This window comes from Pseudomonas libanensis, assembly GCF_001439685.1.
Lineage (GTDB): Bacteria > Pseudomonadota > Gammaproteobacteria > Pseudomonadales > Pseudomonadaceae > Aquipseudomonas > Aquipseudomonas libanensis.
On the sequence record NZ_JYLH01000012.1, the window covers coordinates 149,880 to 164,032 of the forward strand.

Annotated in this window: 11 protein-coding genes; 2 read left to right on the top strand and 9 right to left on the bottom strand. The window is 62.2% G+C overall.

What is annotated here, in order from left to right:
- The first annotated feature begins 44 nt into the window (after nucleotides 1–44).
- Nucleotides 45–1,049, top strand: coding sequence for a LacI family DNA-binding transcriptional regulator (locus TU73_RS19105; RefSeq protein ID WP_057013529.1), 1,005 nt, complete (start codon nucleotides 45–47; stop codon nucleotides 1,047–1,049).
- Here TU73_RS19105 and TU73_RS19110 read toward each other — a convergent pair.
- The 6 genes from TU73_RS19110 to TU73_RS19135 all read right to left on the bottom strand — a co-directional run bounded on the left by TU73_RS19110 (nucleotide 1,046) and on the right by TU73_RS19135 (nucleotide 8,020).
- Nucleotides 1,046–1,771, bottom strand: coding sequence for an SDR family oxidoreductase (locus TU73_RS19110; RefSeq protein ID WP_057013530.1), 726 nt, complete (start codon nucleotides 1,769–1,771; stop codon nucleotides 1,046–1,048). The two genes, TU73_RS19105 and TU73_RS19110, sit on opposite strands and share 4 nt — an antisense overlap.
- 139 nt (nucleotides 1,772–1,910) lie before the next feature.
- Nucleotides 1,911–3,443, bottom strand: a complete 1,533-nt coding sequence (locus tag TU73_RS19115; protein ID WP_057013531.1) for an FGGY-family carbohydrate kinase — start codon at nucleotides 3,441–3,443, stop codon at nucleotides 1,911–1,913.
- Nucleotides 3,444–3,447: 4 nt separating this feature from the next.
- On the bottom strand, nucleotides 3,448–4,539 hold the full coding sequence (locus TU73_RS19120; protein WP_043048784.1) for an alcohol dehydrogenase catalytic domain-containing protein: 1,092 nt from the start codon (nucleotides 4,537–4,539) through the stop codon (nucleotides 3,448–3,450).
- A gap of 27 nt (nucleotides 4,540–4,566) precedes the next feature.
- Entirely contained in the window at nucleotides 4,567–5,559 is a 993-nt protein-coding gene (locus tag TU73_RS19125) for an ABC transporter permease (RefSeq protein ID WP_057013532.1), read from the bottom strand.
- Nucleotides 5,525–7,033: a sugar ABC transporter ATP-binding protein gene (locus TU73_RS19130; RefSeq protein ID WP_057013533.1), complete on the bottom strand. Its 1,509-nt coding sequence runs from the start codon at nucleotides 7,031–7,033 to the stop codon at nucleotides 5,525–5,527. The genes TU73_RS19125 and TU73_RS19130 overlap by 35 nt, the downstream gene beginning before the upstream one ends.
- A gap of 63 nt (nucleotides 7,034–7,096) precedes the next feature.
- The gene (locus TU73_RS19135; protein WP_057013534.1) at nucleotides 7,097–8,020 is read right to left on the bottom strand and encodes a substrate-binding domain-containing protein; all 924 of its coding nucleotides are present in this window, start codon (nucleotides 8,018–8,020) and stop codon (nucleotides 7,097–7,099) included.
- A 294-nt stretch (nucleotides 8,021–8,314) separates the two neighbouring features.
- Here TU73_RS19135 and TU73_RS19140 point away from each other — a divergent pair, with 294 nt between their 5' ends.
- Entirely contained in the window at nucleotides 8,315–9,019 is a 705-nt protein-coding gene (locus TU73_RS19140) for a sterol desaturase family protein (protein ID WP_057013535.1), read from the top strand.
- A gap of 5 nt (nucleotides 9,020–9,024) precedes the next feature.
- On the opposite strand, the gene TU73_RS19145 is transcribed toward TU73_RS19140, so the two are convergent.
- From TU73_RS19145 to TU73_RS19155, 3 genes are all read right to left on the bottom strand, one after another.
- Nucleotides 9,025–10,470: a hypothetical protein gene (locus TU73_RS19145; RefSeq protein ID WP_057013536.1), complete on the bottom strand. Its 1,446-nt coding sequence runs from the start codon at nucleotides 10,468–10,470 to the stop codon at nucleotides 9,025–9,027.
- A gap of 166 nt (nucleotides 10,471–10,636) precedes the next feature.
- On the bottom strand, nucleotides 10,637–11,701 hold the full coding sequence (locus tag TU73_RS19150; RefSeq protein ID WP_057013537.1) for a lipocalin-like domain-containing protein: 1,065 nt from the start codon (nucleotides 11,699–11,701) through the stop codon (nucleotides 10,637–10,639).
- The gene (locus TU73_RS19155) at nucleotides 11,691–14,153 is read right to left on the bottom strand and encodes an ABC transporter permease (RefSeq protein ID WP_057013538.1); all 2,463 of its coding nucleotides are present in this window, start codon (nucleotides 14,151–14,153) and stop codon (nucleotides 11,691–11,693) included. The genes TU73_RS19150 and TU73_RS19155 overlap by 11 nt, the downstream gene beginning before the upstream one ends.

Sequence of the window (14,153 nt, forward strand, 5' to 3'; positions counted from 1 at the left end):
CCGCGCATGCTAGCCTGCGGGTGTGTCCTTTTGCAGCCTTACCGATGAACAAGAAAAAGTCCGTCACCATCAGCGACATCGCCAAACGCGTCGGCATGACCACCATCACGGTGTCCCGGGCGCTGAGCAAACCCGACCTGGTCAAACCCGCCACCCTGGCGCGCATCCTGGAGGTGGCGCGGGAGCTGGACTATGTACCCAACGCCTTCGCCCGGGGGCTCAAGCGCAGTGAAAGCCTGATCATCGGGGTGATTACCGCGTCGGTGGACAACCCGTTCTACAGCGAGATGATCAAGGCGATTTCCCGCGAGGCGAAAAAGCACGGCTACACCATCATGCTCGTGGACACCGATGAGCTGGAGGAACTCGAGAGCAAAGCGGTGGATACCCTGCTGGGCTACCGCGTTGCGGGGATTATCCTGTCGCCGGTCTCCGATGAGCCGAGCTACCAGCCCGACTACCTGGAACGCCTGGGCAACGGCAAGACCCCGGTGGTGCTGCTCGATCGCACGATCCACGACAGCCCGTTCAGCCGCGTGGTGCTCGACAACTACCACAGCGGCCTGCAAGCCGCACACTACCTGCTGCGCCAGACCCCGAACTTCAAGCGCCTGCTGGTGCTGACCGGCCCCGAACATTCGCGTATCACGGTGGAACGCCTCAAGGGCCTGCGCGAAGTGCTGGCCGAACACCCGCACATTCAGGTCGAGGTGCAGGCCGGCGACTACACTTTGATGCCGGCGTATTTGCACACCCTCGACTACCTGGCCACCCACTCGGCGCCGGACGCGATCATGGGTTTCAACCAGTTGATCACCCTGGGAGCCTTGCGCGCGTTGCGCATGCACAACATCCCCCACGACAGCCTGACCATCTGCGGCATCGACCGCCTGCCCTTCGCCGATATCTTTGGCGTACCCATCGCCTGCGTGGCCCACGACGCCTCCCTGGCCGGCAGCAGCGCGGTACGCCTGCTGCTCGACCGCCTGCAAGACCCATATAAACCACGGGACAAAGTGGTCATCGCCGGCCAGTTGGAGAACGGCTAGCGGCTGGTGTAGCCACCGTCGATAGGCAAACTCACGCCGCTGATCATGCTTGCCGCATCGCTCAGCAGGAACAGCACCGGCAACGCCACTTCCGCCGGTTGCGCAAAACGCCCCAACGGAATCGCAGCCAGTGCCGGCTCGCGCTTGGCCGGCTCGGACCAGGCCATGGTCGCCATCGGGGTCAAGGTCACGGTGGGGTTGACGCTGTTGACGCGTATGCCAAAACGGCCCCACTCGGCGCATTGCACGCGGGTGATCGCATCCAGTGCAGCCTTGGAGGCGCAGTAGCTCAGGTGATCGTCCAGCGCCACCAGCGACGCCTGGCTGGAGACGTTGACAATACTGCCGGCAATGTCCGCCTCGATCATCTTCGCCGCGACCCGGCTGGCCACTTGCGCAGCGGCGCGGGCATTGACGCTCATCACCTGGTCGAAGATCTCGGCGCTGATAGCGGCGGCGGGTTCCAGGCGTGAGATACCGGCGCAGTTGACCAGGCCGTGCAGGGGCGGCAGGTCTTGCAGGGCTTTGTCGAGGGCGATGCTGTCAGCGATGTCCACGCACAGGGTGTGGCAGCCTAATACCGCCAACGCCTGGGCGTCGCGACCGAGAGCGAAAACTTCGGCGCCGCTGGTGATCAGTTGCTGGGCAATTTCGCGACCGATGCCGCTGCTGGCACCGGTGACGAGGATGCGCTGGTGAGAGAGGTCGAAGGTAGTGGTCATAAATAAAGATCTCAAAACCAATGAAGATCCACTGTGGGAGCTGGCTTGCCTGCGATAGCGGAGTGTCAGTCTCCTTATCGGGTGCTGATACACCGCTATCGCAGGCAAGCCAGCTCCCACATTTTTGGATCGTGTTGAATCAGGTGGTTTGCAGGTTGTGCATGATCGGTTTCAGGGCGGGGTACAGCCTCAGGTACTCGGCAAACGCCCGGTCATAGCTCATGACATTCTCCCGCTTGGGCTGCGCCCGCAATTGCAACTGCACCCAGCCGGTGTCCATCTGCCCATCACTCACCAGCCCCACCGTATGTGCCGCCAGCAACGCCGCGCCCAGGGCTGCTTCAACCTCCTGCACAATGGTGTAGACGGGGTAGCGTGTGACATCGGCGATGATCTGCATCCATAGATCCGAATGGCTGGCCCCACCCACCACGATCAAGCGCAGGTCCAGGGAGTGCGCGCCTTGAGTACCCGCTTCGATATTATGGCGCAGGGCAAAACTCACCCCTTCCAGCACTGCGCGATACAAGTGGATGCGGCTGTGATACAGGTTGAGCCCGACAAAACTGCCGCTGGCGCGGTCGTCCCACACCGGGCTGCGCTCCCCCATCAGGTACGGCAGGAACAACAGGCCTTCGCTGCCCGCCGGGATCTTCGTCGCGCTCTGCTCCAGCAGCACCAGGCTGTCTTGCCCCCTCGCCTGGGCCTGTTGCTCTTCGGCCTGGCAGAACTGCTCGCGAAACCAACTGACCGAGGCCCCGGCGGTGATCGCGCCGCCGAAGATGTACAGGTCGCGATGACCGTTGTAGACGTGGGGCATGCTGACCAAGCCATGGCGGGCATCCACCTGCTGGTTGAGGTAACCCCAGCACATGCTGGTGCCGATCATTGCCACATGATTGCCCGGCTGAGTCACGCCTGCAGCCAGGGTCGCCATGGCCGCGTCCACACCGCCCGCGAGGATCGGCATGCCCGCCTGCAAACCCAGGCGTGCCGCCCAGTCCGGCAACAGCCCACCCACCACCTCGCCGGAATACAACAGGCGCTCGGGCATCATAGCCAGGGGAATCTCCAGCGCCGCGAGCATCTCTTCGGACCAGCCGCGCCTGGCCACGTCATACACACCGCCGATATTGCCGGCGCTGCTATGGTCCACCGCCAGCTCGCCGGTCAGGCACCAGTTGATATAGCTGTTGGGCGGCAACAGGTAGCGGGTGTTCGCCCACACCTGCGGCTGATGCTGCTTGAGCCAGAGCATCTTGGTGAAGCCGTAGTAGCTGTCCACCGAGTTGCCGGTCACCGCACACAGCCGGTCCAGGTCCACGTGCTCACGCACCCACTCGACCTGTTCGCCGGCGCGGCGATCCATCCAGATCAGGCACGGGTGCAGCGGGGTCATCTGTGCATCCACGGCAATCCCCGAACCGCCGTACAGGCTGCTGATGCACAGCGCCTTGACCTGCTGCGCCGGCATGCCGGCCTTGGCCATGCACTCGGCCACGCAAATCTGGACTGCATCCAGCCACACCTGCGGCCATTGCTCGGCCCAGCGCACTTTCGGGGTATCCACGCGATAGCCCTGGCTGTGCTGGGCGATGATCGTGCCCTGGGCATCCACCAGCAGCGCCTTGGTGCTCTGGGTGCCGATATCGACACCCATGACGTAGTGCATGCCGTTACTCATGAGCGGGCAGCACCGGCTTCAACAGCACCTTGATCGACTTGGTGGAGTTGGCCAGCTCAAAGGCTTCGGCAAAATCGTCCAGCGGGAAATCATGGGTGACGATGCCTTTGGAGGTGACCAGGCCACGTTCGAACAGGTCGATGGCGATCGGGTAGCAATACGGCCCAAGGTGCGCGCCACGCACATCGAGTTCCTTGCGGTCGCCGATGATCGACCAGTCGACACTGGTCTCGGCGCCGAACACGCTGAACTCGACAAACCGCCCGAGTTTGCGGATCAGGTCCAGGCCTTGGGTGACGCCGGCCGGTACGCCGGTGGTTTCGATGTAGACGTCACAGCCGTAGTTGTCAGTGAGGCCGTTGATGATCTCGCGAGCGTTGTCCCGGGCCGGGTTGATCACCACATCGGCGCCGAATTTTTTCGCCAGTTCCAGACGCTCGTCGACCATGTCGATCACCACCAGTTTTTTCGGGGTCTTCAGCGCGGCTACCTGGACCATGCACAGGCCCAGGGTGCCCGCGCCGGCAATCACTACCACGTCGTCGAGCTGGATATCGCCACGGTTGACGGTATGGATCGAGCAGGCCATGGGCTCCACCAGCGCCGAATCCTCCAGGGACACTGCCTCGGGAATCCTGTGCACGATGGCAGTCTTGGGAATGCGCATGTACTGGGCCATGCCGCCTTCGGCCACTTCGCGCTGGAAGCCGAAGATGTTGTGCACTTCGCACATCCAGTATTTGCCCGATTTGCAGAAGCGGCACTTGCCACAGGGCACGATCTGTTCGGCGATGACCTTGTCGCCGACCTTGACCTCGAAGTGTTCCTCGGCGCCCTCGCCCGCTTCCACCACGTAGCCGAAAAATTCGTGGCCCGGCACCACCGGCGCCTTGACCCAGGGGTTGTCGCCGCCCCAGAACATCGCCGCCCCCGAGTGGCACTTGCAGTCGCTGGCGCAGATGCCGCAGGCGGCGATACGGATCACCAGTTCATTGGCGCGGGCCTGGGGCTTGCCGATGCGTTCCAGGCGGTAGTCTTTCGGGCCGTGGCAGACGACGGCTTGCATGTGGGTGTGCTTGTCCATGGTGTTCAGTCCTGTGTGATGAGGTATTTATCGATGGCGCTGACGGCTGATAAAGATCGCCAGCAAAATGATCCCGCCCTTGATCACGCTCTGCACGTAAGGCGACACGCCGAGCATATTCAAACCGTTGTTCAACACGCCCAGCAGCATGGCGCCGAGCAAGGTGCCGACGATCACCCCGCGTCCGCCGGCAATCGATGCGCCGCCAAGCACCACGGCGGCAATCGCATCCAGCTCGAACGACACGCCGGCATTCGGCTGGCCGCTCATCAGCCGCGAGGTGAGCACCAGCCCGGCAATCGCCGCGGTGAAGCCGCTGATGCCATACACCAGCAGCTTGAAGCGCGCTGCGCGCACCCCGGACAAACGCACTGCTTCTTCATTGCCACCGATGGCGTAGATGTAGCGGCCGATGCGCGTGTGCTGCAGCAGCACATAGGCCGCCAGGTAAGTGAGCAGCATGATCAGGATCGGCACCTGCATGCCGAACACACTGGCGCGACCGAAAAAGGCGAACCACTCCGGCAACCCGGAAATCGGGTAACCGTCGGTGTACATCAGCCCGAACCCACGGGCGATGCCCATGGTCGCCAGGGTGACGATGATCGGCGGCATGTGCAGGTAAGCCACGAACAAGCCGTTGCCGATGCCGAACGCCACGCCCACCAGCAGCCCGGCACCAATCGCCAGGCCGGGCGGCACACCCGCGACCATCAGCCCGGCAGTCAAGGTGCCGGACAACGCCATCACCGGCCCCACCGACAAATCGATGCCACCGGTAAGAATCACGCAGGTCATGCCCACCGCGATAATCGCGTTGATCGACACCTGGCGGGCGATGTTGGACAGGTTGCTGGCGGTCAGAAACGTGTCGCTGGCAAGGATCATGACCAGGGTCACCACCACCAGCCCGACAAACGGATAAAACGCCGGCGAGCGCAGCAGCCGCGCCAGGTTCAGGCGCAAGCGGCTGGCGCCTGCGGTGTTAATGGACGTATTCACTTGAGCCCCCTGTTGCATGGCGCATGACCTCTTGAGGATTGACGGCGGACGCTTCCAGGACCTTGACGATCGCGCCCTTGTGGAACACCGCAACGCGGTCGCACATGCCGATGACTTCCGGCAGTTCGGAGGAAATCATGATGATGGCGTAGCCTTGTTCGGTGAGGCTGCGCATCAAGGCGTAGATCTGCGCCTTGGCGCCGACGTCGATGCCGCGTGTAGGTTCGTCGAACACCAGCACGTCGCAGTGGTGATTGATCCAGCGTGCGATCACGACTTTTTGCTGGTTGCCGCCGCTGAGGTTAAGCACCCGGCTTTCGCCGCTGGGCGCCTTGATCGACAGCTGGCGCATCAGCGCTTCGACGCTGGCGCATTCCTTGACCGTGTCGATCAGCCCGCTGGCGTTCTGGTACTTGGGCAGGTTGTTCAGGGAGATGTTTTCGCGAATGCTGAAATCGGTGATCAGCCCTTCGCTCTTGCGGCTTTCCGGCAGCAGGCCGATGCCATGGGCGAGTGCCTCGGCCGGGTCACTGAGGCTGATTTTTTCGCCGCGCAGCCACACGTCCTTGCTCACCGACGGCAGCGCGCCCATCATGCCCAAGGCCAGTTCGGTGCGGCCCGAGCCCACCAGCCCGGCGAAGCCGAGGATCTCGCCCTTGTGCAGTTGGAAGCTGTTGTGCGGACCGTTGCGTACCAACTGGATGTCCTTGACCTCCAGCAACAGCGGGCCGCGCTCGCCGCTGGGCTTGGGCGGAAAGCTGCATTCCAGGCGCCGCCCCACCATCATCTCCACCAGGCGGTCGATATCGCTGTCGGCCACATCGGTAACGCCCACATTGGCGCCGTCGCGCAGTACGCTGATGCGATCGCACACCTGGAAAATCTCCTCCAGGTGGTGCGAGATAAAAATCACCGCCACGCCCTGACGCTTGAGTTCGCGCATGATCTCGAACAGCAGCTCGGCTTCGCTGGGGGTCAGGGTTGCAGTCGGTTCATCGAGTACCAGCAAGCGCGCATCCAGGGCCAGGGCCTTGGCGATTTCGACGAACTGCTGCTCGGCCACGCTCAGATGCTTGACCGCGCAGTGCAGGTCTATGCTCACCCCAAGGCGTTGGAACAACGCCTGCGCCGCCTCGACCATTTCGCGCTTGCGCAACAGACCGAAACGGTTGCTCAACTCATGGCCGAGGAAGATATTTTCCACGGCCGTGAGGTAGGGAATCAGGCTGAATTCCTGGAACACGATGCCGATACCGGCGGCAATCGCGTCACGGTAAGTCGCAAATTGCCGGGCCTGACCATCGATGAGGATCTGCCCTTCGTCCTGATGCTCGACACCGCCGAGGATCTTCATCAGCGTGGATTTGCCCGCGCCGTTTTCGCCGAGCAAGGCGTGGATTTCGCCGCGCTCCACTTGCAGGTTGATCGACTTGAGGGCCTGCACGCCCGGGTAACGCTTACAGATGTTTTCCAGCTTCAGAAGACTGCTCATACCGCCGACCTCGCGTTCAGAAGGTTTGCCTGGGCCCCACGGCGAGCGAGGGGCTTGAGGGGTTTACCAGCTGAAATCCTTGGCCTTGGCCTGGTCGATCAGAGTGATGTCCACCGGAATGGTGGCGGGTACTTGCGAGCCCCACTTCTTGGCCAGGGCAATGCCCAAAGCCAGGCGGATCTGGTCACGGGGGTATTGGGCGGAGGTGGCGATGAAATGGCTGCCGGGCTTCTGGATCGCCTTGATCGCTTCCGGCGCGCCATCGACGCTGACCAGTTTCACATCCATGCCGCTGGCTTCGATGGCCGAGAGTGCACCGAGGGAGCCGTTGTCATTGACGCTGAAAATGCCCTTGAGGGTGGGCTGGGCCTGCAACATGTTTTCGGTGACGGTCAGCGCCTGGTCACGTTCCTGCTTGCCATTCTGGATGCTGACGATCTTGATGTCCGGGTGCTTGGCCACCGCCTCTTTGCAACCGCGCACACGTTCGAGAATCGGCACCACGGCAATGCCGTCGAGGATGGCGATATTGCCTTTGTCACCGATGTTTTTCGCCAGGTACTCACACGCCTGGAAGCCAGCGTCGAAGTTCTTCGAGCCGACGAACGAATCCAGCGGGCCGTCCGCCTGGGCGTCCACCGCCACCACCACGACGCCAGCGGCATGGGCCGACTTGACGGCCGATTGCACGCCGACCGAATCGGTAGGGTTGATCAGCAGGATATCAATGCCTTTTTGCAGCATGTCTTCGACATCACTGACCTGCTTGGACACGTCATGGCGGGCGTCGGTGATGATGAGCTTTGCACCGATGGTCGCGCTGGCTTCTTCCAGGGCGTTTTTCATGGTGACGAAATAGGGGTTGTTGATTTCCTGGAACGATGCGCCGATGCGGATGGGCTTGGCGGCCTCGGCAAACGCGGGTGTCGCGCTGCCTAGGGTGATGCTGGCAGCCAGTAAACACAGGGTTTTTGGGAGCATTTTCATGGCGTGGGTCTCTGTTTTGTTTTTATTTTTAGAGCAAATGTTATCGTTAACATTTCGCCAGAAACTAACAAGTAATTCAGACCTGTGCAAGCCTCCACTGGTCGGTCTCGGGCAAAAATGTGGGAGCTGGCTTGCCTGCGATAGCGGTGTATCAGAACCAGATAAGGAGGCTGACACTGCGCTATCGCAGGCAAGCCAGCCCCCACAAGGGGATGGGGTTGCCAGTAAAAACTCGCACATCCGCCCACGGCAACTAAGCTCAGCCTCAAATAAAAACACAGCGAGCAGCCGGCCATGGCACACCCCACCGAGACCTTCCGCGCCCGTTACCGCGCGAGCGTCAACCGGCATTACAACCCCTGGCTGCACGCAGCGTTCGTGCTTGGCTATGGGATTGTCTGCATCATGCTGGCCTGGTCGTCCATCGCGGATATCACCGCCCTCCAGTGGCTGACCGTGCCCTTGACCCTGCTGTTCTTCAATCTGTGCATCTACCTCGTGCACCGCCATCTGGGCCATCACAAACATGCGTTCGCCCAGCTGTTCTACGCACGCCACACCGGCGACCACCACAGCTTCTTCACCCCCGGCCACATGACCTATGACAGCCCCCGGGACTGGCGCGTCATCCTGTTTCCCGCCTGGCTGATCGTGCTGCACAGCCTGGCCATCACCCTCCCCGCCTGGTGGCTGCTCAAGCAATTAAGCCCCAACGTCGCCGGGCTGTTTGCCGGGTGCATGATCCTCGGCTACCTGCTCTACGAAGTGTTCCACGCCTGCGAACACTTGCCCGCTGAACACGCGGTGGCGCGTCTGCCGTGGATTCGCCAGATGCACCGCCTGCACGCCCTGCATCACCGTCGCGAGCTGATGCAGGGGCGTAATTTCAATATCGTGCTGCCGTTGATGGACTATCTGTTCGGCACGTTGCATTGGGAGCCGGCGTTACCCCAAAAAAAGGGGCAGCCCAATGGACTGCCCCCTGCTTCACTCGAGTAAATCCATCAGCGCACGATGCGTTGGCTGCAGATATGACCCATGCTGACGGTCTGCACGATGTTGCCGCCTACCCCAACGCCCGGGAACTCTTTGAGCTCAAGGCGCCAGCCCCCTTCGTTGAACCAGGTCTCCCAGTTGTAGGTCTGGCCCGACCCACTGTCCGGGTAGACCACGCGGTAATCACCGGAGCAGGTGCCCAGGTCGACGTTGCCCGATGCTGCACCCGTGATGCCGGTCCTGGCCTCGTAGTTGGTGAAGTTGTAGGGGCCATTGAAGTGCTTGTCGACCCTGAGGACCGGCGTGACACCCCGCAACGGCTCGCCCGTGCTGTCGGACCACTGGGTGCTCCAGCTCAGGCTTCTGGCCGCCTGGGTGGCCAGCTGCGCGATTGAACTGGGAATGCGCACCACGTTGTCGCCGTTGACGTTGTGCTGGTTCAGCCGTGGCGCCGAGCCCAGGGTCAACTTGTATTGCGCCTGGGGGTTGAGCGCCACGTCCGGGTTGGCCCGCACGCGGACTTTAACGGTATAGCCTGGGGTCAGGCTTGGGTAAGTAGACGTCGTTTGCGGCGGAATCACTACCCATTTGGTGCCATCGAACCGCTCGAAGATCCACTGGTTGCGCGTACCTTCTTCGTCATCGCCGAGGAACATGCCCACCCCTTGACCACGCAACGAAGTGAAAGCGAAGTAATCGACATCATTGACAGTGTCGAGATTGCCGGTCACCTGATTCAGCGCATCCGGCAGCACAAACGCGGTTTGCTCGGTGTCGTTGGGCTCGTAGGCATCAATGTTGCTGTCCACCGCCACGCCGAAACTGAACTGCGCGTTACTCGCGGTATTGGCCACCATGAACCAGTAGTAGTCACCGGCCGGCAACACACCGTTGAGGTATTCATCGGCACTGCCAGGGTTATCAGAAGTGCCCAGTGGCGTCAGGTTACCCTGGCCGTCGTCGTGGAACAGGGTCAACGACATGTCCGTACCGGCGCTCTGGTTCAGCAGTTGCACCTGGATTCGCGAGTTTTTCGCCAGGTTGAAGTGGTAAGCGATTTGCGCGCCGGTCTCCACCCCGGTAACGGTGTAAAGGGTATTGATATCCAGGGTCGGAAACAGCGGCGTGAATGCAGCAATTGCAGCCTGCTTCGCTTGCGCCGGATCAGGTTTTTGCAACGCCTCAACCTTAGTGTCAATCGCCACGTTGCTGGCGACTGCTTTGCTCTTGACGACTTTGGACTGGCCGCTCTTGGCCGCATTGAGCTTTTGCTTGAGCGCATCCGAAACGGTGGCCGTCTCCAGCGTGCCGCCAGGTTTCAACGCTTTATCCACGGCCTGCTTGACCGTCTGCGCGCTGAGTTTCAGAACGGGTTGCTCGGCCAGGGCGAAGGCCGAAACGAAGCAGGAGGCGGCCATGGCCGCGCCCAGCATAAAGGCTTTTTTCGATTTCATTTTTTTATCCATCCATAGTTAAAAAATTGAAGCTCAGGTAACCGGTGACATCCGGTCACCTGGGATGGACTGTAGGACAATGCTGTATGGATGTACAGTATTTTTTGAATGTTTTATGGGACGGCTTCGCTCGGGTCGTAGGAAGAGTCGGCGAGACTGCAGCGTTCTAATACCCCGTCATCTCCAGATACCCCACACCACCGTCAAACCACACCGGCCCCTCCCAGTACGGGATGCTCAAATTCATCCACGCCTTTGGATTGACCGCCTGGGTAGTGATATCCAGGTGTTTGCCGGGAATCTTCAGCGACCAGCGCGTGGGAATGCTGCGCCCGTCAATCTCGGTGGTGGTCAGCGGTACAAGTTGAATATCTGCGTTGTGCAGGGTCTCGGTGCGTCCCTGAGCATCGATCCAGGTGCCGGTGAGATAACCGCCACCGTCTTTTTGCCGCACGCGAAACAGCATCAGTTGCTCGCCACGGTCCAGGTGCAGGGAAAACCAGTCCCAGCCGGTCTGGCTGGCGGCCAGGGGTTGGCTGCTCCATTCGCGGTCGAGCCAGGCCGGGCCGCTGACCTGGTAAGTCTGGCCGTCGAGACTGACGCTGCCATTGGCAGTGAAAAACGGCTGGCTGTAGTAGTACGACGCCTGGCCCTGGTCGGATTTGCGGCTGTAGCCATTGTCGCCTTGCAACACCAGCGGGCGGCTGGAGGTCAGGCGCAGGTCGTAGGCGAATTGGGCACCGCTGGCCTTGAGCTGCATATCGGCCAGGGTGCTGGCGGCGCCGGGTTGGGTGGCGAAGTTCCAGTCGTCGATCCAGGCGTTGAACGGCACCGCCTGGGCCCCGGCCTGGCCGACGCCGCCGCGGGCCAGGCGTTCGGCGGCGTAGTGGCGGGTGGCCGAAGTGACGGCAGCATGGCCGAGCCACACCGTTGAATCGTGCCAGCCCGGTTGCGTGGGACCGGCCTTCAGGGCGTTGCGAAACAGCGTCCATTGCACACCGAAGACATTGCCCTGGGCATCCTTGAGGTTGGCGGTGACGTACCACCATTCGATACGAAAGCCTGGGTGCGGGCCATGGTCCTCGGGAAAGCTGAAGACTTTGCCGGGCACCACCTGAGTAAAGTCCGCCGCCTCACTGCCCAAGCCGGCGAAGCTGGTCTCAGGCGCGGGCGTCTTGTCGCATGCGCTCAGCAGTAACAAGGCGGCGCAGCACAATGCCTTAATCTTCATGGGCAAAGGTCCTCAACAAATCCGCCGGGCGGCTGCGGTACAACTGCCACAAGGGCCAGGCAGACGCCAGCAACGTGGCAACCATCGCCAGCCCCAGCAATTGCGCAAGCTGCCAGGGGAACACCTGCAACGGCAGGCGCCAACCGAAGGCCTGGACATTGATCACCGCATCCAGGCACCACGCCAGCAGCAGCCCCAACGGCAACGCCAGGATCAGCGTGAGCAACGCCAGCAGCCAGGTCTGGCCCAGGTTGAGCAGCATCAGCTGGCGCCGTGTCACACCCAATGCCCACAGCGGCGCGAGTTGGCCGAGGCGGCTCTGGCTCTGGGTCAGCAGGCTGATGAACAATGCCACGCCAGCCACGCCCAGCGTAAGGCTGTTCAACGCGGCAGTGGCGGCGAAGGTGCGTTCGAAGACTTGGCTGGACCAGCCCTTGAGTTGCTGTTGATCGACAATGCGGCTGTCTTCGAGGGCAAATGCACGCTGCACTTCACCCACCAGTGCCGGCACGTTCTGGGGCGCAACCCGCAGGTTGAAACGCGCCGGTGACAGTGTCGGCCAATGCGCCAGCAAGTGCCGGGCATTGACCAGCAGATGGCCCTTGGGGTTGCCATAGTCGGCGTAGATCCCGACGATCTGCGGCGCCCAGCTTCCTTGTGGTGTAGGGATCGAGAGGGTATCGCCCAATTGAACGTTCAAGCGTCGCGCCAATTGCTCGCTGAGCATCACGCTGTCGTCTTGCAGCAAGCGGTCCCAGGGTGCGTTTGCAGCCTCAAGCAACGGCCAGTGCTGACGGTAGGTGGGGTCGTCGACCACGCCGAACACTTCTGCCGGCCAGCCTTGCAGCTGCACCGCCACCTGCCAGGTAGGCAACACTGCCTGCACCAGCGGCTGGCGTGCCAGCCAGACATTCAGTTGCTCGGCCTGGGCCGGGTTCTGCGGGTTGAGGTACAGCTCGGCGGTCAGGCGCTGCTCCAACCAATGGTTGAAGGTCTGGCGGAAACCCGAGGTCATGGAACCGGCGCCGATATTCGCCGCCAGGGCCAACAGCAGCGCCATCAACGCCAGGCTCAGGGCCGGCAGTTGCTGGCGGCAATCGGCGAGGAACCATTGGCCGAGCACCGCGCGACTGCGGCCCAGCACGATTTTCAACAGCCCGTTGAGCAGCACCGGTAAGCCCAGCGCGGCGCCCAGCAACAACGCCGCCATCAGCACAAAACCGGCGGCCAGGCTATCGCCCAGCCATAGCGCCAGCAGCGCGATCAGCAGTGCCGCGCACGCCACCCAGCCCTGGCGCCGCAACCAGCGCCCATGGGCCTCATGCCAGGCCTGGGCGTTGGCCAATGCCAGTAAGGGCAAGCGGGCGGCACGCCACAGGCTGCTGGCCCCGGCGAGCAGTGCGCCAAGCAGGCTCAAGCCCAGGCCGGCGAGCCACCACCAGGGGCTCAAGCTCAATTGGCCCGGGACTTCAGCGCCATACAGGCCACGCAAACTGGCGGCCACATCCGGCAGCAACAGGCTGGCCAACACATACCCGCTGGCGATGCCGAGCAAGCCGCCCAACAACGATAAAACCCCCAGTTCCACGCCCAGGCTCAGGATCAGCATCCGCGCGCTGACGCCACAGGCACGCAAGGTGCGCAGCAGGCCACGGCGTTGTTCCAGGGCCAGGCCGATGGCCGCGTGCACGATAAACAGCCCTACCACAAAGGACAGGAAGCCCAATGCATCAAGGTTCAGGTGAAAGCTCTCGGTGAGGCGCGCGAGGTTGTTGTCCTCACCCTGCTTGAGTTGCAGCGCGGCGGGTGGCGTGGGGTGGCGGGCGGCGAAGGTGTTGTCCAGCAACAAGCGTGACAGTTGCCCCTGCATGTGGAGCAAGGGTTGGGCAAACCCGATATCGGTCAGCAGCAAACCCGGCGCCATGTCCGCCTGTACCTGCAATGGCGGCAGGGGGTGCCCGTTGACTGTCTGCGGCTGATCGCCCTCGTGCAACCCAAGCGCCTGCAAGGTTTGCGCAGCCACCCAGGTACGCCCTGGCGGGGTGAAAAAAGCCAGCATCTGCGCCTGGCTCAAGCGTTGCCCCGCCACACTGCCACTGCCGGGCAACGACACCGGGTCGATGCCCATCAGTTGCAGGCGCTGTTGCTCATGCCCCTTGAGTGCCAACCGTCCCTGCACCGCCGGGGAAACCGGCCACCCGGCGCGGCGCAGTTGGGCAAACAGCGCTTGCGGGAAACTGGCGGCGTCCGGCGCACTCAGGCTGGCTTGGGGCTCACCACCGATCAATTGGCTGGCGCGTGCATAACTGTCCCGTGCCTGGCTGTTGAGGGCCTGCACGCCGGTCAATAAAGCCGTGGCCAGCCACAGACCGGTGAGCACGCTGAAAAACTGCACTGGGTGACGTCGCCAATGGCTTACCAACGCACGCAATGTCCAGTAGAACAGTGCCAT